This window comes from Streptomyces sp. NPDC056161, from assembly GCF_042268025.1.
Taxonomy (GTDB): Bacteria; Actinomycetota; Actinomycetes; order Streptomycetales; family Streptomycetaceae; genus Streptomyces.
The window spans coordinates 216,356-234,398 of sequence record NZ_JBHJUV010000003.1; the positions used below are offsets into that span (position 1 = coordinate 216,356).

Below are 18,043 nucleotides of genomic sequence, written 5' to 3' on the forward strand. Positions count from 1 at the left end.
GACGCGGAGAGACGGGTCCCGCGCTGTCGGCCAAGCAGGTAACGGTGTGGGCGGTGCCGCACCCGGCTGGGTACCCGACAACGGTGGGGCCGTACCGGGCGCGCAGCGCCGGGAATCCGCCACGCCCACGGGGCGGTGGGGCGAGGCGGCGTACGGGCGGTCCGTACCGCTGGAAGAACCGCTGGAAGAACCGCTGGAAGAACCGCTGGAAGAACCGCAGGAGGGCTGGACATGACCGCACTCGGATTCCTCTACCCGGGGCACTCCGCAGAGGACGACTATCCGCGCATCGAACAGCTCCTGGGCAGCGACATCCGTGTGGACCTGGTCCACACCGGCCCGTGCGAGGACACCGACCGGGCGGATCCGCTGGGCCGCCTGGGCGCGCCGCAGCGGCTGGCGGCGGGCGTCGAGGAACTGCGGCTCGCGGGCGCCGAGGCGATCGTGTGGGCGTGCACCAGCGGCAGCTTCGAGTACGGCTGGGAGGGCGCCCAGGAGCAGATCCGCGCCCTGGCCATGGCCGCGGGCATGCCGGCCTCCTCGGCGTCCTTCGGCTTCGTGCACGCGGTGCGGGAGATCGGGGTGGGCCGGGTGGCGGTCGGCGCGGCCTACCCGGACGAGGTGGCCGGGCTGTTCGTGGACTTCCTGCGGGCCGCGGGCGTCACGGTGACCGGAGTGCGGTCGTCCGGGACCGGTACGGCCGCGGCGGTCGGCGACTGGGGCGAGCGCGAGCTGTTCGAACTGGCCCGGCAGGCGGACCGGGCCGACGGGGAGGCGCTGCTGCTGCCGAACACGGCCCTGCACACGGTGGCACACCTGCCCGCGCTGGAGAAGGAACTGGGCAAGCCGGTCCTCACCGCCAACCAGGTCACGGTGTGGGAGGCACTGCGCCTGACGGACCGCAGGGTGAACGCCCCGATGCTGGGTTCCCTGTTCACCCGGGAACCGATCATCCAGGTCTGAGCCCCCAGGCCGCACCCCGCGCCACAGCGTCCCCCTGTCGATCCTCCCTGTGGATCCCTCCTGTCCATCCCGCCTGCTCATTCCCCCTGCCCTTCCGGCGTCCTGTCCGCCGGTCCGCGCAGAACCCGCGCCACCCCCGAAGCACCCCCCGGGAATAAACCGGAGTCACCCTCCTGTTGCCCACCGGAACACTGCGCACAGCCGCGCAGCGCACGGCGAAACACAGGAGGCAGCACCGTGGCGGCAGACGAGATCCGGGGGACGGCCCACGGGACCGCACCCGTCCCCCTCTCCGTACTGGACCTGGTGACCGTGGGGGCGGGGAGCACCGCCACCGACGCGCTGCGTACCAGCGTCGGGCTGTCCCGGTTCACGGAGGCGCGCGGCTTCCACCGGTACTGGGTCGCCGAGCACCACTCGATGCCCGGTGTCGCCTCCTCCTCGCCGGCGGTGATCCTCGCCCACCTCGCCGCCCACACCGAGCGGATCCGGCTCGGCTCGGGCGGTGTGATGCTGCCCAACCACGCGCCCCTGGTGATCGCCGAGCAGTTCGGCACGCTGGAGGCGCTGGCACCGGGGCGGATCGACCTCGGCCTCGGGCGGGCACCGGGCACCGACGGCGCCACCGCCGCCGCGCTGCGCCGCTCCGACACGCTCAACGAAGGCGCCGACGACTTCCCGCAGCAACTCGCCGAGCTGACCCGGTTCCTGGACGACGACTTCCCGGACGGCCACCCCTACAGTCGCATCCACGCCATTCCCGGCCCGGTGCAGGGCAGCACGCCCGGCGGCGTCCAGTCCCCGCACCGGCCGCCGGTCTGGCTGCTCGGCTCCTCCGGCTTCAGCGCCCGGCTCGCCGCCATGCTCGGCCTGCCCTTCGCCTTCGCCCACCACTTCTCCGCGCAGAACACCGTCCCGGCCCTCGACCTGTACCGGGAGAACTTCCGCCCGTCCGAGGTGCTCGACGAGCCCTACGCCCTCATCGGGGTCGGCGCCCTCGCCACCGACGACGAACGGGAGGCACGCCGGCAGACCCGGGCGATGGGACTGAACATGGTCCGGCTGCGCACCGGCCGGCCCGGTCTGTTCCCCGACCCGGAGGAGGCCGAGCGGCACGAGTTCAGCCCGTTCGAGGAGGACTTCATCCGCTCCTGGAGCAGCAACGTCGTGCACGGCAGCGCCGAGGAGGTGCGGGCCGGCCTCGACGCGCTGCACAAGCGCACCGGCGCCGACGAGCTGATGATCACCTCCCACGCCCACCACGGCGACCTGCGGCTGCGCTCCTACGAACTGATCGCGGACGCCTACGGATTGCCCACCGCGTAGGACTGCGTCGCCAGCAGTTCGGAGATGCGGTCCGGTGACACCGGCCGGGAGTAGAGCCAGCCCTGGCCGGTGTCGCAGCCGATGTGGCGCAACCGGTTCGCCTGGGCGGAGGTCTCCACGCATTCGGCGGTGACCGTGAGGCCGAGCCGGTGGGCCAGCTGGATCATCGCCTCGACGACGACCTCGTCGGCCGGATTCGGCTGGTCGCCGGGGTCGTCGTACTGGAAGCCGCGCACGAACGAACCGTCCAGTTTGAGGACCGACACCGGCAGCCGGCTCAGGTAGGCGAGGTTGGAGTAGCCGGTGCCGAAGTCGTCGATGGCGATGCGTACGCCCATGTCGCTCAGTGCCTGGAGGGCCTCCAGCGGGCGGCCCGCCGAGCCCATCACCGCCGACTCGGTCAGCTCCAGCTGCAACAGGTGCGGGGCCAGCTCCGTCCGGGCGAGGGCGTCCGCCACGTCGGCCACCAGGTCGGAGTCCCAGATCTGGCGGACCGCCACGTTGACGCTCACGAAGATCGGCGGTCCGCCCGGCTGGTCCAGTTGCCAGCGGCGTGCCTGGCGGCAGGCGGTGACCAGCGCCCAGCGGCCGAGCGGCACGATCGAACCGTCCTCCTCGGCCAGCGCGATGAACCGATTCGGCGTCAACGTGCCGAACTGCGGGTGGTGCCAGCGGACCAGGGCCTCCACCCCGCGCAGCCGGCCGTCCTCCATACCGACCAACGGCTGGTAGTCCAGGATGAATTCACCGCGGTCGATGGCGGGGCGCAGCGCGGAGGAGAGGGCCTGCCGGGTCATGCGGTGCGCGTTGCGCTCCGGGTCGAACAGCGTCCAGCGGCCCTTACCGTCGGCCTTCGCCCAGTACAGGGTGGTGTCGGCGGCCTGCATCAGACCGGTGGCGGTCGTGCCGGCCGCGTGCCGCTCGACGACTCCGATGGAGGCCGTCAGCGACAGCCGCCGGCCCATCAGGTCGAAGGGGTCCCGCAGCGCGGTCAGCGTGGCCTCGGCCAACTCGGCCAACTGGTCGGTGCCGGTCGAGTCCTCGACGAGCAGGGCGAATTCGTCGCCGCCGAGCCGTGCCACCAGGGGGGTGCCCGCCCGTCCGGAGCCGGCCTCGTCCGCGACCCGGGACAGCCGCTCCGCCACGGCGGCCAGCAGCCGGTCGCCGACCCGGTGGCCGAGGGTGTCGTTGACCGCCTGGAAGCCGTCCAGGTCCAGGTAGCACAGGCCGATCCGGCCGGTTCCGCCCTGTTCGTAGGCGTCCGTCTCCAGCGCCGCCGTCAGCCGCTCGAAGAACAGCGTGCGGTTGGGCAGCCGGGTCACCGGGTCGTGCATCTGCAAGTGCCGCAGCCGGGCCTGGAGTTCACGGCGGGCGCTGATGTCGGCGACGGAGAGCAGGATGCCCTCCTCGGGTCCGGTGAGCGGGGAGATGGTGACCTGCACCCACACCGAGCGGCCGTCGGGCTGCTTCACCCGCCGGGTGCAGCGCAGCCGCGCCTGCCGCCCGCGCAGCACCTCGCGGTAGGCGTGCCAGGCGCGGGCGTCGGAGGCCAGGTCGACCAGGTCGGCCGCGACCCGGCCGGTCAGTGCCGCGGCGTCGGTGCCGAGCAGTTCGCCGAGGGCGTCGTTGGCGCTGACCACCAGGCCGCCCCGGTCGACGACGGCCATGGCCAACGGAGCCGCCGTGAAGACGGAACGGTAGGTGTGGGGTGGCGCCCCGGCCCGCGGCCGGGCACCGGGAGGCGTACTCTTGTCACTCTCTGTGACGGCGGACCGGTCGAGGTCTGCCGCGGGCGTCGGCCCTTCGGACGTTCCGCTCACCGCTCGCTCCCGCCGTGCACTCGATCTCTGTCCGTGCAGGAAAGTGTGCCGATCATAGAGGCTGGCCCGAGGGCCTTGCAGCCACCTTCCAGTGTCCCTGATCGACCCACCGTTCTGACAGATCGTTTCTGCCCGTGCCTGGACGGGTTCTGCGGGCCCCCGACCGCTTGTGACGTTCCGTGAGTGATTCGGGGTGTCGGTCGTTCAGGGGTGGTCACCCTTCTGGTGCAGACAAACAGGGCGTTATGCGGCAAAGTGTCCCAAGCTGGGTGCGGTGTCCCGTGCTACCGCACCCGGAGGTGCCCCTTTGCCGCCCCATCTGCGCAGTGCCGCCGCCGTGTTCACCACGATGTCGGCGCTCGCCGCGACGTCGATCCTCACCGTCCCGTCGGTGGCCGAGCCGTTCTCCACGGCGCCCTGTGCCCTGCGGCGGACCGACGCCCACCACTCCGAGGGGGTGGACACCTGGAACCCCGCCTACCCCCGCCCGACCCGCCCGCTCGACGCCGTGATGGTGTTCCTCTCCTTCCCGGACTCCGCCCCGCGCAGCACACCCGCCCAACTGGCCGCCGACCACTTCCCCGGCACCAGCCGCTTCTTCGAGCAGGTCTCCTATGGCCGGTTCACGCTGCGTCCGCATCCGCTGGACCACTGGATCCGCATGCCGCAGGCGTCGGCGTCGTACGCCATAAAGCGTGACTGGAACGCCGCGCAGCGCTCCGCCTATCTGCGTGACGCGTTCGCGGTGGCCGACCGGGAGGTCGACTTCTCGCGCTACGACGTCGTCTACTTCGTGGCCGACCCGGACGCGCCCGGCGTGGACTCCGACGCGACGAAGGTGGTCAATCTGGACGCCCCGGTGCGGGTGGACGGCAAGGAGATCCGTCGGGTCGTCACGGTCTTCGAGCGGCATCCACCGGACCGGCTGGTTCTCGCGCACGAGACCGGGCACCTCTTCGACCTGCCGGACCTCTACCACCGCCCGGCGGACCAGCGGGGCGACTGGGACACCTATGTGGGCGACTGGGACCTGATGGGCAGTCAGTTCGGGTTGGCGCCCGACCTGTTCGCCTGGCACAAGTGGAAACTCGGCTGGCTCGAACCCCGCCAGGTGCGGTGCGTACAGGGCACCGCGCCGACCCGGCTGACCTTGGAGCCGCTGGGCGCCGGGGAGGCACCGGCCGGCGCGGCGGCGGGATCCCCGGCGTTCGGGCTGGGCGGCGGCGTGAAACTGGCCGTCGTGCGCACCGGGCCGGACAGCGCGCTGGCCTTCGAGGCGCGCGGCCCGGCCGGGCCGGACCACGGGATCTGTCACCAGGGTGTGCTGGTGTACCGGGTGCACAGCGCGGCGGCGTCCGGGGACGGTCCGGTCGAGGTGGTGGACGCCCATCCGCGCACCGAGGGCTGCTGGGAGGGCTCGGTCTACCCGCCGCTCGCCGACGCCCCGGTCGCGCTGGGCGAGAGCTTCACGGTGCCGGGGGACGGCGTGAAGGTGGAGGCGGAGGCCAGGACGGCGTCCGGCGCCTGGACGCTGAAGATCACACCGAAGCTCGGGGGCTGAGCGTGCCGGGCAACGGAAACGTCGGACAGTAGAAACGCCGGACGACAGACATACTGAAGGGTTCACGCCTTTGGCGTGAACCCTTCACCGTCATCACTGTGCGCCGCCAGGGACTCGAACCCCGGACCCGCTGATTAAGAGTCAGCTGCTCTAACCAACTGAGCTAGCGGCGCCTGCTGACGTCGTAGACCTTAGCACCCTGCTCGGCGGGAGGAAAAATCGATATCCGCACGGTTTCCCGGGCCGCCCGCACCGCCGCCCAGAGCGCGACCTCGGGTCCGGGCAGCCACGGGTGACGGCTGTCGGGGGCGACCAGCCAGCGCGAGTCGTCCCGGGCGGGGGACCGCTCGGCGTCCGGGACGGCGGACCGCTCGCCGTCCGGGGTCCGCAGCGCCGGTACGGTCACCGCGTCCCCCGTGCCGTGGCACAGCAGCGGCGGCACACCGCAGGTGCGGCCCCCGCAGCCCCACTCCTCCCAGGCCAGCAACGAGGGCAGGCGCTGGGCCGTGCCCGGGGCGGTGAACAACAGCACCCGGCCGCGGAACACCGCGACCGGTCCCGAACCCGGGCCCTCGGCCCACAGCCGGTCCAGCATCCGGCGCCCGAACACCGCCGGCGCGCTGACCACGTCGAAGACGGTGCCGCAGGGCAGGACGAGCGGGGCGTCCGGCCGTTCCTCCCACAGGGCGAGCGTGCTCCGCGGATACGTTCCTGCGGAGACGAGCCAGGCGGCGCCGTCAGCGGTGACCTTCCGTGTGCTGCTCATGACCCATAGGTCTACCGCCGGTGAAATTCCGATCGCGCTGAGTTGCGGAAATTCGGGACGCGGGGGTGTAAGAGGGAGTATCTTGCCCGCTTGGCATATGCCCTGGGCGGATGGCGCGGCACGGGTCCCGATGGCGACACGGGCCCCGGGCCTCACACCGGATCGGCGGTGCCGCGGTCCTCGGCGTCGACCCCGCGCATCAGGTCCCGGCCGAACTCCACCATCTTCTTCGCGTAGTCCTCGGTCCACTCCGCCCGCTCCGCGATGTCCGCGGGCGTCAGCCGGTCGAAGCGGCGCGGGTCCGCCAGCTGGGCCGCGGCGACGGCCTGGAACTCGACGGCCCGGTCGGCAGCGGCGCGGAACGCCTGGGCCAGCTCGGTCGCCCGCGCCAGCAGGGCCCGGGGATCGTCCATCGACTCCAGGTCGAAGAAGTGCTCGGGATCGGCGACCGCCGCCACGGGCTCGAAGAGCAGGGGCGCGGGGCGTAGCCGCGGTTCGTTCCGACGCGGCGTGGGCTCCGCCATGTCTCGTCCTCCTCGTACGGTTCGGGTGGCCGCCCCTCAGGCTGCGCCACCCACCATTCTCCCGCGTGCCCGCAAGACCTCCTCGCGGACGGCGGGTGATCGGGTGACCGGGGCCCGGCAGGGCGCGGCCGACGCGGTGTCCGGCCGTGCCCCCGCCGAAATCCGGAGTCCGGCCGCGGCTCCGCCGAAATCCGGAGTCCGGCCGCGGCTCCGCCGAATTCGGTGCCCGGCCGCGGCCCGGCACGGCGGCGTGCCGGACTCCGTCCGGCGATGCGGTGGCGACGGGTGTGGTGCTCGTCGGCCTGGTGCCGGTGTCCGGTCACGGCCGCCAGGTCACCCGGTGTTCCGCCAGGTGGGCGAGGACGGCGTGGTTCGCCTCCCAGCCGTCCGGGAACTTGACCAGCGTCCCGAGCTGGACCGGGTCCGTCGACGGGTAGTCGTCGAGCAGCTCGGCGACCCCCGCGCGGCACACCACGACGCAGGCGTGGCGGTGCCGGGAGGCGAGCACGCACAGGCGGCCCGTCTCCAGGTGGAAGGCGGTGGCGTCGGGGCGGCCGGACAGCGGGTGCAGGACCACCGTCACGTCGTACTCGCGGCCCTGCAACCGGTTCGCCGTGTCGACCGTGACGTCCGCCACGCCCAGAGCGGCCAGCGCCGCCCGCACCGCCGCCGCCTGGTCCCGGTGCGCCGTGCCGACGGCGATCCGGTCCGCGGTCAGCGGTGTGGGCCCGCTGCCGCGCTCCGAGGTGGCGGCGCCGCCGCGGTCCAGCAGCCGGCGGACCACCGCCGCCACCGCCCGCACCGCCTCCGGATCCGTGCGCGGGGTGTGCCGCGCGGGCAGTTCCAGCAGGCCCCAGCCCGAGGCCGCCGCCTCGTCGATCACCCGGTCGGGTCCCGAACCGTCGGACGGCACGGCGAAGACCAGCTCGCGATCGCCGTGGCCGGTGCCGCTGCGGAACGGCGTGTACGGGTAGAAGGCGTCCGAGACCAGGGGCGCGGCCGAGGCCGGCAGCCGCCAGGACACCGGCAGCCGGTGCTGCGGCAGCTCCGGGTTGTGCGCGAGCAGCGTCGTCACGGCGGAGGCCGAGGGGTCGTACGACAGACCCGCCCACTGCTCGCTGCCCACGATCGCGAACGGGTCGAGCTGGCCCGGGTCGCCCACGAACAGCGCCTGCTCGAACAGCCCGGCCACCGACAGCAGCGCGTCCGACCGCATCTGGTACGCCTCGTCGACGATCGCGTGCCGCCAGGGCTCGTCCACCGTGACGTGCGCCCACTTGGCGGCCGTGGACAGCACCACCGGGAGGCCGGCCAGGTCCGCCGCCTTCGCCGACGTGCGCACGGCCGGCAGATCGTCCAGCGCCTTGTCGTACGGGTCGGCGTCGCTGCTGTGCAGGCGGCCCACCGGCAACTCGGGGTTCTTCTCGGCGAGGCGCAGGACCAGGTCGTCGACCTGGGCGTTGGTCTGGGCGACCACCATCAGCGGGCGCCCCGCGTCGGCCAGTTCGAGCGCCGCCCGGACCACCAGGGTGGACTTGCCCGCGCCGGGCGGGGAGTCGACCACCACGCCCCGGTGCGCGCCGTGCAGGGTGTCGTGCAGGATCGCCGTGGTGGCGCGGGCGGCGGCGGCGCCCGGGTCGAAGGTCCCGTCCGTCACAGTACGTCCTCCTCGGTGACGGGATCGGCGGCCTCCGCGGCGGCCTCGCCCGGCGGCCCGCCGTGTGTCCAGGGGGTCCGCTCCGGGTCGGGCAGCTTCGCGCCGCCGCGCTGGTCGTGCTCGAACAGCGTGAAGCAGAGCCGGTCGCCCTTCTCGGGCACCGACCCGGCCTCCGGCTCCTTGCCGCGGCCCATCTTGTCCAGGATCCGCAGCACGACCAGCCCGTCGCCCTCGCCCGCGTACCCGACGAACTCGGCCGACTGCGGGCGGCCGGCCAGCGAGCGGTACGCCTTCGCCCGCTCCCCGAGGTGCGGCCGGTCGTCCGTGCGGACGGTGACCAGGGGGCGCGGACTGGGCCGCTTTCCCTCGCTGTACGCCGGGACGACCTCGACGACCTCGCCCGCGAACGCCTCCCCGGCCAGCCGCCGGCCCGCCATCACCAGCGGGTCGTCGAGCGCCTCCTGCGCCTCCAGCCGGGCCTGTTCGCGTTCGCGCGTGGCCAGTTTGTTCGCCGCGGTGACCGCGTCGTCGCGGCGCGGCTGCGGGGGCTCGCCGGCCCGCACCCGGTCGCGGTGGCCGGTGAACGACCAGCGGTCGCGCAGCCACCGCTCCTCGACGTGCGCGCCGTCGGGCAGCGCCCGCAGCAGGTCGAGCCCGCGCCACACGGCGTCCCAGGTGGGCCGGGTGCGGCTGTCGACCAGGGCGTGGATCTCCCGCTCGGCGGCGGTGAGCGGACCGAGCCGGTCGTCGGCCTCCAGGCCGTCCTCGGCCGCCGCCAGCGCGGTGCGGGCACGGTGGTGGCGCTCGATGGCGGGGGCGAGCAGCCTGTTGTCGAAGGCCGGGTCGGTGGCCGGGCCCGCGGGCGGGAACAGCAACTGGCCTGCGGCGTCGCGGGCCCGCTCGACCCGTTCGGCCGCCGCGGCGCCGGACTCCCCGGCGGGCGGGTCGATCCAGGCCAGCAGCGTGCCCAGGTGCTGGTCCTCCAGGCTCGACTGGCCGGTCGTCCAGTGCCGGGCCAGCACGTCGGTCAGCGCGAGCAGCAGCGACGAGCCGGGCACCCGGGCCCGTTCGGCGAAGTGCGTCAGCCACCGCCCGAGCAGCGGCACCCGCGGCGGCGCCGGATACGGCGCCTGCGGGTCCTGCTCGGCCGTGCGGCGAAAGCGCATGGAACGGCCCAGCAGCCGTACGAAGTCGACGCCCGCGCGGCTCGGCACGATCAGCTGGGGCGCGTCCGCGCACAGCTCCGCGTCGACCTTGACCCGTTTGCCGGTCTCCGGGTCGGTCTCGGTGCGCTCGGCGGCCTCCACGTGGTCGGTGTACGCGTCGAGGTGGGGCAGGACGACGTCGGCGAGGTCGGCGAGGAACGCGAACCGCAGGTCACGGTCGCGCGGCTGCTCCACGACCAGCAGCCGGGGCGCGTCCCGGTCGGTGCCGACCAGCGCGCCGAGCGGGGCGCCGGCCTCACCCGCGGTGGTCAGCGGTACGAACACCAGGGGCCGGTCGGACAGGTGCCGGTGCCGGACGGTGGCGGCGGGGCGGGCCCGGCCGGAGCTGACCGCCTCCAGCCGGCCGAGGGCGGTGATCAGCGACAAGGGGCCACCTCCTGGCCGTCCCGCGCCCCGGGGAGCGCCTTTCCACCCGGTGCCTGTCCGTCCGCCGCCTGTCCGTCCGCCGCCTTTCCGCCCGGTGTCTCTCCGTCCGCTGCCGCCCCGCCCGGTGTCTCGCCGCCCGGTGCCGTGTCGTGCAGGGCCTCCGCGTGCAGGGCCTCCGCGCGCAGGGTCGCCGCCCTGCGCAGCGCGGCGACCGCCGGATCGGCCGGGTCGCCGCTCGCCCCGCGGGCCGCCGACAGCACCTCCTCGACCGTGGTCAGCCCGCCCAACTCGGCGCGCAGCGGGCGGCCGAGCGCGGTGACCGCGCCCGCCGCGCGCGAGCGCGCACGGCAGTGGAAGGCGAGTTCGCAGACGGCCAGGCACTCGGGCGCGTAGGCCGCCGGGACCGCCTCGACCGCGGTCGTCAGCTCGGCGGCGGGCAGGTCGGGCGCGAAGCAGGTGCCCTCGGGCAGGGCGTCGGCGATGTCCTGGATCCGGGTGAGCCGGGCCAGCTGGCGGGCGGTGACGGCGCGCTGCCTGCGGACGTCCACGGCCGAGGCGGTGGGGAGGTTGGAGAAGTCCCTGGGGCAGACCAGGAGCACCCGGTGGCGCACGCGCGGGGCGGGGTCGAGGCGGGCCGCGACCTCCTCCAGGGCCAGCACGTACACCGCGGCCTGCCGGGCGGCGGCGCCCACCTTCGCCGGGTCCGCCGAACCGTCCAGCATCGGGAAGGACTTGATCTCCACCACGGACCAACTGCCGTCCGGGTGCACGACCACCGCGTCCGGCTCCAGGAACGTGGCGGAGCCCGCGACGTCGAGCGCCAGCATCGGATGGTCGAGCAGCGTCCAGCCGCCCCGGACGGCCGCGGCCTCGCGCAGCGCCAGCGCCGTACGGGCCGTGCGCCCCTCGGGGCCGATCGCGGACAGGTCGGGGACGGCGGCCTCCCGCGGGGGTTCGGCGGCCGGGTCCAGCGTGGCGTGCACGAGTCGCAGCAGTTCGGCGCCGTCGCCCGCCTTCACCCGTGCCTCGAAGGCGTTGCCCCGGGTGAGGGCGAACTGCGACTGCCCGAAGACGGGCGGTGCGCCCAGCGCGCCCGCCAGCGCCGCCTTGTCCACCCCGGCGCCGTCCAGGACGGCCCGCCTGCGGCATCCCGGGTTCGCGGCGAGCGCCGCGAGGGCGCGCGCGTCCAGTGCCTTGGGCGGCACGCCGGGGCCGCGCAGCTCAGCGAGCCTTCCCCAGACTCTCGACCTCGCCGGGGCGGGGGAGATCCCAGTCCGGTGGTCTTTCTCCCGTGTCCCTCGGCTCCCCGGGGGCGGGGTGCGGTTCGGCTCCGGACCCGAACCGTTCCGCGCGCTGCTGTGGAATTCGTTCACCCGTCGAAGTCTGGCATCCGCCACCGACAATCGAGGCTGTTGCACCGCCGGAGCCGTCCGCGACGGCTGCGGCGGAGGGGGCGGTACGGGCCCGCACCGACTCCAGGACCCGCACCGCGGGCGGCGCGAGACGGGCCCGCACCGCGGCGGCGGCCCGCGCCACGTACGGCGTGATCAGCAGTCCGACGCCCATCACGGCCACGCCCGCGACCGCGTCCAGCAGGTAGTGGTTGGCGGTGCCCATGACCACGGTGGCGGTCAGCAGCGGGTAGGCCACCCCGAGGACCTTGGTCAGCCGCGTACCGCCGTAGCGCCACAGCATCACCCCGCACCACAGCGCCCAGCCCACGTGCAGACTCGGCATGGCCGCGTACTGGTTGGTCATCCCGCCAAGGCCGCGCGGGGCACTGGCCTCGCCGCCCCACCAGCCGTACGAGCTGTACTGGGCCATCGTGTCGACGAAGCCCTCGTCGGGTGCCAGCAGCCGGGGCGGGCAGGTGGGCAGCAGCGTGAAGCCGATCAGGCCGATGAACGTGGACGTCATCAGCCAGGTGCGGACCGCACGGTAGTGGGCGCTGCGGAACCGGAATATCCAGATCAGTATCGCCGGGGTGACCAGATAGTGCAGGGAGGCGTACCAGAAGTCGGCGGGCACCCCGATCCACGCCTCGCGCGTGAACAGCCGGTTGAGCGGATGTTCGGCGTTGATGCGCAGGATCTTCTCCAGGCGCAGGATCGCCAGGCCGTGGTCGACGGCGGTCGAGACGTCCCCCCGGGCCAGCAGCCGCCCGGCCGAATAGCAGCCGTACACCAGGACGATGAGCGGCAGCTCGGTCCACCACCGCAACCGGATCCGCGGGGACACCCCGGTGCCCGGTGTCTCGGTCTGCGGCATCCGACTGCCCTCCCCCTTCTCCACGCGGCGCCCTGCGGGCCGACCGTGCCACTTTACGGTGTACGCGGTACGCCCCGTGCGGGACGTTCCAGCCCAGATAGACGCCGAGGTCGCCCGGCGGGTTGCCCGTGACGGCGATGCGTGATGATGGAAGGGTTCCGGTCCCGTTCCCTCGTGTTCCTTCCGGTTCCACCCCTCGTTCCGCTCCCTGGATCCCGGCCGGTCTGGCACCGCCCCGCCCCCGAAAGGCCCCCCTCATGGCACCCCGCATCGTGCTGGCCCGGCACGGACAGACGCAGTGGTCGCTGTCCGGCCAGCACACCGGCAGAACCGACGTGCCGCTCCTGGAGGAGGGTCGGAGGGGCGCCAAGCTGCTCGGCGAGCGGCTGCACCGGCCGCCGTTCGACGGCCTGCCCGGGGCCGAGGTGCGCACCAGCCCGCTGGCACGCGCGCGTGAGACGTGCGAACTCGCCGGATTCGGCGAGCGCGCGGCCGTCTGGGACACGCTCCTGGAGTGGGACTACGGCGCCTACGAGGGCATGACCCCCGCCGAGATCCAGGCCGTTCGCCCCGGCTGGCTCATCTGGCGCGACGGCGTCCCCGAGGGCGAGGACCTGGCCGGGATGACGGCACGGGCGGACGAGGTGGTGGCCTGGGCCAGGTCCGCGGACCGTGACGTCCTGGTCTTCGCCCACGGGCACATCCTGCGCTCCATAGGGGCGCGGTGGCTGGGCCTGCCGCTCGACTTCGCCGCGCGCATCCGCCTCAGCCCCGCGTCCCTGTCGGTCCTCGGCTGGGCCTACGGGGAACCGGCGATCGAGAGCTGGAACGACCTGGGCCACCTCGCGGGGTGACCGTGTTCACACCCGGCGACCGGGTGAGCGTCCTCACATGATGCGGGGGAGCGAGGCGTGCCGCTCCAGGAACTCGGACACCCCCGACGCCCTGCGATGCGGCAGCAGCACGCGCGCCGTTCCCGCCAGTATCGCGTGGACCCGGGACGACTGGACCTGGTCCAGCAGGTCGAGCACCCGGATCCCGGCCTGCGCGGCCTCGTCGGGGCGGCCCCCGCGCGCGAGATCGTCGGCGAGTTCCGCCGTGTACAGGGCGATGTTCCGGGTGAAGTGCGGGTCCTGGAGCCGGGCCGCGCGGCGGGCGTGCCGGGCCGCGCGCGGCCAGTCGCCCAGCATCGACCAGCACTGGGCCTCCAGCCCCTCCAGTTCGGCCCGCCCGTAGAAACTCATCCACTCGGGGTCGGCGTCCGAGCGTCCGCGTTCGTACAGGGCCTGCGCCCGTGCCAGTGCCTGCTCGCAGCCCGTGCGGTCGGCGAGCCCCGCCCAGCCGCCCGCCTCGCGCAGCGCGAGCAGCGACATCAGGCGTGCGGAGCCCAGCCCGCGCCCCACCCGCTGCGCGGCCTGAGCCGCCCGCACCGCCTCCCGCGGCCGTCCGGCGTCCCGCGCGAGGAACGCCGTGTTGCAGAAGGCGTGCGCCTCCAGGGCCGGGTCCGCGATCATCCGGGCGGTCGCCAGTGCCTCCGCGTAGTGCGAGCGCGCGTCGTCGAACCGCCCGGAGTCGTGCGCCAGCCAGCCCACCGAGATGGCCAGCTCGCCGGTGCCCGCGTGCAGTCGGTCCGCGGTCTTCTGCCGGGTCGCCCCGGCGTCCAGCAGCGCGTACGCGGCGCGCAGCGGGGCCGCCGCGCGCCGGTAGAGGCCGTCCGCGCCGTGTCGGTCGTCGAGCAGTCGGATCCGGCGGACGGCTTCTTCGAGAGCGGATGCCTCGCTCGATCCGGGCCGCCGGTGCGGGTGGTCCGCGGGCGGGGCCGCGGCGTCGGTGGTGAGGGCGAAGGGCCCCAGGGCGGCGGCCACCGTGGCGCCCCCGCCGGTCATGAATGCGCGACGCAGCACGTCGCTCTCCTCGTGGTTCTGGTGCGTGTCGTACGGGTCCTGCGGGTCCTGCGTGTCCCGCGGCTCGACGGCCGCACCCGCCTCACCCGCGGCGGGCACCGGCTGGGTGCCGGACGCGGGGGACGCGTCCCCGGCCGGGCGCGCCGCGCGTCCGCGTACGGACGACCGGGGCGCGAAGCCGAGGTCGGCGAGCGTGCGGCCGGGGAACATGTGCAGGAACACCCGCTCGTACGCGTAGTTCGGGCAGCGGATCTCACCCGCCTCCACCCGGCCGACGTAGCGCGCGTCACAGCTCACCCGTTCACCGATCTCGCGGGCGGCACGCCGTACCAGCGCCGCGAACTCGGCGGGTGAACGCCGGCCGCGCAACTGCCGGAAGGCGAGGTTCGGCCGCGGCGGCCGGTCGGGCTGTGACGAGGTCACCGTTGACGACGCAATGGCCGGGGGTCCTCTCGTGCGAACCGTCGAACCATGCCGGATTCGAGGTGATTTCACGAGAGTTGTCCGTGAGGCACCCTTCATCCGGCGGGCAAGAACGTACCTGCTGTGACCCACCCGCCACGCAGTGTTTGGCCACAAACCGGATATCCGCCCTGCGATCTGCCATGAACTGCCATCCTTTGCGGCGGCCTGGCGCGTAGCTGTTGACGCCGTGTCTCGTTGGAAGGGGTGGACTGCCAGATGCTGCGTGGTGGAGGCCGGGATGGAGACCAGCCGGAGCAACGATCTTGATATGTCGATCGTGTCGTCCACGTCGTCGCCGGAATCGTGCGACCTCGTGACGGTGCCGACCCGCCAGGGTCTGGAAGCGGTCGACATCCTGCGGCGGGGAGCCGGAGAGGCGGTGGGCCCCGTCCTGCACGACGACGGGGGCGAGACCCTCTGCTTCCTCGTGCCCTCGGGGACCGCGGCTGCCTGGGACGTCCCGGGCAGCACGTGCACGGAGACCGACGGGCGCGGGCTGAGTCTGCACCGGGAGCCCCCGGTCGCCGGCTCGGACTGGCTGCTGCCGCCCGGCGAGGCCGACCTGGCGACGGATCCGTCGGTGTTGCGGCGCGCGTTGGGGGAGGCGGCTCGGTTGATCGAGGCGGCCGACAGTTGCCGGTGACGCTCCGCTGGGGTGGCGGGGCGAGTGGGGTGGATGGGGGGATTTGTTGTGGGGTGGGTGCGGCGGGCGTCGTGGCTGGTCGCGCAGTTCCCCGCGCCCCTGGGTGGGTAGGTACGTGGGGGGTGTCGTTGTGTGGTTCTCGGGTGGCGTTCGGCCGGGGGCGAGGGGGCTGCCAGAATGGGTGGGTGGGTAGGGCCAGGAATTCTCGGCGTCGTGCGGCGGAGGCCGATGCCGTCGCCGAGAGCGTCGACGGTGGGCTGGCACAGCTGGTACCCGATCCGGACCGCCGACGGGCCTGGACGCTGCTGATCGACGGGGCGCCGCAGTCGCACGTCGATCTCGACGACCCCGCCCACCTCTCCTTCGAGTACCAGCGCCGGCTCGGCCACGTCGTCGATCTGGCCGCCCCGCCCGGACGGCCGCTGCGCGCCGTGCACCTCGGCGGCGGCGCCTGCACTCTCGCCCGGTACATCGCCGCCACCCGCCCCCGCTCCACCCAGCAGGTCGTCGAACGCGACACCCGCCTCGTCGAACTCGTACGCAGCCGACTCCCGTTGGACCCCGCCGCCCGGATCCGGGTGCGGTCGACGGACGCGCGCGCGGGCCTCGCCAAGATCCCGGACGGCTGGGCCGACCTGGTCGTCACCGACGTGTTCAGCGGCGCCCGGACACCCGCGCACCTCACCTCGACCGAATTCCTCGACGAGGTCCGCCGCGCGCTCAGCCCCACCGGCGTCTACGCCGCCAACCTCGCCGACGGCCCGCCGCTCGCCCATCTGCGCGGCCAGATCGCCACGGCCGCCGCCCGTTTCGCGGGGGTCGCGCTCGTCGCCGACCCGGCCGTGCTGCGCGGCAAGCGGTTCGGCAACGCGGTCCTGGTCGCCGCCGACGGCCCGCTGCCGATCGCCGAACTGACCCGGCGGGCGGCCTGCGATCCGCACCCCGGACGGGTCGAACACGGCAGGCCCCTCGCCGACTTCACCGGCGGCGCGGTCCCCGTGACGGACGCGGCGGCAGTGGCCTCACCGGCGCCGCCGCCCTCCGTGTTCCGCTGACCGCGTCGCCGGACTACGGGGTCCCGGCCGGCGGCAGTGAACCGGACCGGGCGGCCCGCCCGTACCACTGCGCGCTCGACTTCGGCGTCCGCTCCAGCGTGGCGTAGTCGACGTACACCGCGCCGAACCGCTTCTCGTAGCCGTACCCCCACTCGAAGTTGTCCATCAGGGACCACAGGTAGTAGCCGCGTACGTCCGCGCCGTCCGCGACGGCCCGGTGCACCGCCGAGAGGTGGCCGTGCAGATAGGCGACGCGTTCCGGGTCGTGGACCCGGCCGTCCGGGTCCGGCTTGTCGTCGTAGGCGGCCCCGTTCTCCGTCACGTACAACGCCAGGTCCGGGGCCTCCCGCGAGTACCGCATGATCAGTTCGTGCAGGCCCGTCGGGTCGACGGTCCAGCCCATCTCCGTGCGCTCGCCCGGGGTCTGGTGGAAGGTCACGCCGCCGGCGCCCGGCCAAGGGGAGTGGTCGCTCGCCCCGTGTCCGTCGGCCCCGTGGCCGGCCGCGTCCGACCCGCTCGCGGAGACCAGTGTGGGCGTGTAGTAGTTGAGGCCCAGCGCGTCCAGCGGCTGGTGGATCGCCCGGAGGTCGCCGTCGCGGACGTACGACCAGTCGGTGAGCGACGCCGTCGACTCGAACAGCGTCCCGGGGTACGCGCCGTGCAGGATCGGGCCGTGGAAGACGCCGTTGGCCAGGTCGTCGATCTGCCGGCCCGCCGCCAGGTCCGCCGGGTCCTGGGAAACCGTGCGCACCACGGAGGAGTTGAGGCTGAGCGCGATCGAGGCGTGTCCCGGCAGCACCGAACGCAGGGCCGAGGTGGCGAGACCGTGTCCCAGGTTGAGGTGGTGCGCGGCCCGCAGCGAGGCCACCGGTTCGGTCCGGCCCGGTGCGTGCACCCCGGAGGCGTAGCCCAGGAAGGCGCTGCACCAGGGCTCATTGAGGGTGATCCACTGCTCCACCCGGTCGCCCAGCGCCTCCCCGACGATCTGCGCGTACTCGGCGAACCGGTGGGCGGTCTCCCGCTCCGGCCAGCCGCCCGCGTCCTCCAGCTCCTGGGGCAGATCCCAGTGGTAGAGGGTGACGGCCGGCTTGATGCCGGCGGCCAGCAGTTCGTCGACCAGTCGGCGGTAGAAGTCCAGGCCCACCTGGACGGCCGGGCCCCGGCCGGTCGGCTGCACCCGCGGCCAGGAGATGGAGAAGCGGTACGCGTTCAGGCCCAGCCGGGCCATCAGCGCGACGTCCTCGCGGTAGCGGTGGTAGTGGTCGACCGCGACGTCACCGGTGTCGCCGCCGGCCGTCCTGCCCGGCGTGTGGCTGAAGGTGTCCCAGATCGAGGGGGTACGGCCGTCCTCCCGTGCCGCCCCCTCGATCTGGTAGGCGGAGGTCGCGGCGCCCCAGAGGAAGGCGGGGGGAAAACTCACGGGGGTAACGGGTTCAGGCATGGAAGCGCTCCCATCGAGTGGTCGGGGAGGGGGAGGGAGAGAGAAGGGGCGGGGGGAA

General features: G+C 73.9%; 16 protein-coding genes and 1 tRNA gene. 7 read left to right on the top strand and 10 right to left on the bottom strand.

The genetic code is table 11. The annotated features are described in order from the left end of the window. Positions 1-46 precede the first annotated feature (46 nt). The 3 genes from ACFC09_RS04690 to ACFC09_RS04700 all read left to right on the top strand — a co-directional run bounded on the left by ACFC09_RS04690 (position 47) and on the right by ACFC09_RS04700 (position 2,289). Positions 47-235, top strand: coding sequence for a hypothetical protein (locus tag ACFC09_RS04690; protein ID WP_376523942.1), 189 nt, complete (start codon positions 47-49; stop codon positions 233-235). Continuing rightward, positions 232-963, top strand: coding sequence for a decarboxylase (locus ACFC09_RS04695; RefSeq protein ID WP_376523944.1), 732 nt, complete (start codon positions 232-234; stop codon positions 961-963). The genes ACFC09_RS04690 and ACFC09_RS04695 overlap by 4 nt, the downstream gene beginning before the upstream one ends. Positions 964-1,200: 237 nt before the next feature. Continuing rightward, positions 1,201-2,289 carry an LLM class flavin-dependent oxidoreductase gene (locus ACFC09_RS04700; RefSeq protein ID WP_376523945.1) on the top strand — a complete coding sequence of 363 codons (1,089 nt, stop codon included), beginning with the start codon at positions 1,201-1,203 and terminating at the stop codon, positions 2,287-2,289. Here the strand turns inward: ACFC09_RS04700 and ACFC09_RS04705 are convergent. Beyond that, positions 2,268-4,109 (bottom strand): putative bifunctional diguanylate cyclase/phosphodiesterase, encoded by a 1,842-nt coding sequence (locus ACFC09_RS04705; protein ID WP_376523947.1) that lies wholly within the window; start codon positions 4,107-4,109, stop codon positions 2,268-2,270. The genes ACFC09_RS04700 and ACFC09_RS04705 overlap by 22 nt on opposite strands. 349 nt (positions 4,110-4,458) lie before the next feature. On the opposite strand from ACFC09_RS04705, the gene ACFC09_RS04710 reads away from it, so the two are divergent. Further along, positions 4,459-5,670, top strand: a complete 1,212-nt coding sequence (locus tag ACFC09_RS04710) for a M6 family metalloprotease domain-containing protein (protein ID WP_376524115.1) — start codon at positions 4,459-4,461, stop codon at positions 5,668-5,670. A gap of 99 nt (positions 5,671-5,769) precedes the next feature. Here the strand turns inward: ACFC09_RS04710 and ACFC09_RS04715 are convergent. The 7 genes from ACFC09_RS04715 to ACFC09_RS04745 all read right to left on the bottom strand — a co-directional run bounded on the left by ACFC09_RS04715 (position 5,770) and on the right by ACFC09_RS04745 (position 12,477). Continuing rightward, a tRNA-Lys gene (locus ACFC09_RS04715) sits at positions 5,770-5,843 on the bottom strand. Next, a complete protein-coding gene (locus ACFC09_RS04720; RefSeq protein WP_376523949.1) occupies positions 5,834-6,436 on the bottom strand; it encodes a bifunctional DNA primase/polymerase in 603 nt (200 codons plus the stop codon). Before ACFC09_RS04720 ends, ACFC09_RS04715 begins: the two co-directional genes overlap by 10 nt. Before the next feature lie 152 nt (positions 6,437-6,588). Further along, positions 6,589-6,960: a hypothetical protein gene (locus ACFC09_RS04725; RefSeq protein ID WP_376523950.1), complete on the bottom strand. Its 372-nt coding sequence runs from the start codon at positions 6,958-6,960 to the stop codon at positions 6,589-6,591. Positions 6,961-7,279: 319 nt separating this feature from the next. Continuing rightward, on the bottom strand, positions 7,280-8,617 hold the full coding sequence (locus ACFC09_RS04730; RefSeq protein ID WP_376523952.1) for an AAA domain-containing protein: 1,338 nt from the start codon (positions 8,615-8,617) through the stop codon (positions 7,280-7,282). Next, the gene (locus tag ACFC09_RS04735) at positions 8,614-10,209 is read right to left on the bottom strand and encodes a hypothetical protein (protein ID WP_376523953.1); all 1,596 of its coding nucleotides are present in this window, start codon (positions 10,207-10,209) and stop codon (positions 8,614-8,616) included. Before ACFC09_RS04735 ends, ACFC09_RS04730 begins: the two co-directional genes overlap by 4 nt. Continuing rightward, entirely contained in the window at positions 10,200-11,477 is a 1,278-nt protein-coding gene (locus ACFC09_RS04740; protein WP_376524117.1) for a hypothetical protein, read from the bottom strand. The genes ACFC09_RS04735 and ACFC09_RS04740 overlap by 10 nt, the downstream gene beginning before the upstream one ends. Continuing rightward, entirely contained in the window at positions 11,431-12,477 is a 1,047-nt protein-coding gene (locus tag ACFC09_RS04745; RefSeq protein WP_376523955.1) for a phosphatase PAP2 family protein, read from the bottom strand. The genes ACFC09_RS04740 and ACFC09_RS04745 overlap by 47 nt, the downstream gene beginning before the upstream one ends. Before the next feature lie 257 nt (positions 12,478-12,734). Here ACFC09_RS04745 and ACFC09_RS04750 point away from each other — a divergent pair, with 257 nt between their 5' ends. Continuing rightward, complete coding sequence (locus tag ACFC09_RS04750) at positions 12,735-13,331, top strand: histidine phosphatase family protein (protein ID WP_376523956.1); 597 nt, start codon at positions 12,735-12,737, stop codon at positions 13,329-13,331. A gap of 33 nt (positions 13,332-13,364) precedes the next feature. Here ACFC09_RS04750 and ACFC09_RS04755 read toward each other — a convergent pair whose 3' ends face one another. After that, positions 13,365-14,819, bottom strand: coding sequence for a hypothetical protein (locus ACFC09_RS04755; RefSeq protein WP_376524119.1), 1,455 nt, complete (start codon positions 14,817-14,819; stop codon positions 13,365-13,367). 265 nt (positions 14,820-15,084) lie between these two features. Between ACFC09_RS04755 and ACFC09_RS04760 the strand changes: the two genes are divergently transcribed. Both ACFC09_RS04760 and ACFC09_RS04765 read left to right on the top strand, forming a co-directional pair. Next, complete coding sequence (locus ACFC09_RS04760; protein WP_376523958.1) at positions 15,085-15,489, top strand: hypothetical protein; 405 nt, start codon at positions 15,085-15,087, stop codon at positions 15,487-15,489. Positions 15,490-15,674: 185 nt separating this feature from the next. Continuing rightward, entirely contained in the window at positions 15,675-16,544 is an 870-nt protein-coding gene (locus tag ACFC09_RS04765; RefSeq protein WP_376523959.1) for a spermidine synthase, read from the top strand. A gap of 13 nt (positions 16,545-16,557) precedes the next feature. Here ACFC09_RS04765 and ACFC09_RS04770 read toward each other — a convergent pair whose 3' ends face one another. Then, positions 16,558-17,985, bottom strand: coding sequence for a GH1 family beta-glucosidase (locus tag ACFC09_RS04770; RefSeq protein WP_376523961.1), 1,428 nt, complete (start codon positions 17,983-17,985; stop codon positions 16,558-16,560). Between the last annotated feature and the right edge of the window lie 58 nt (positions 17,986-18,043).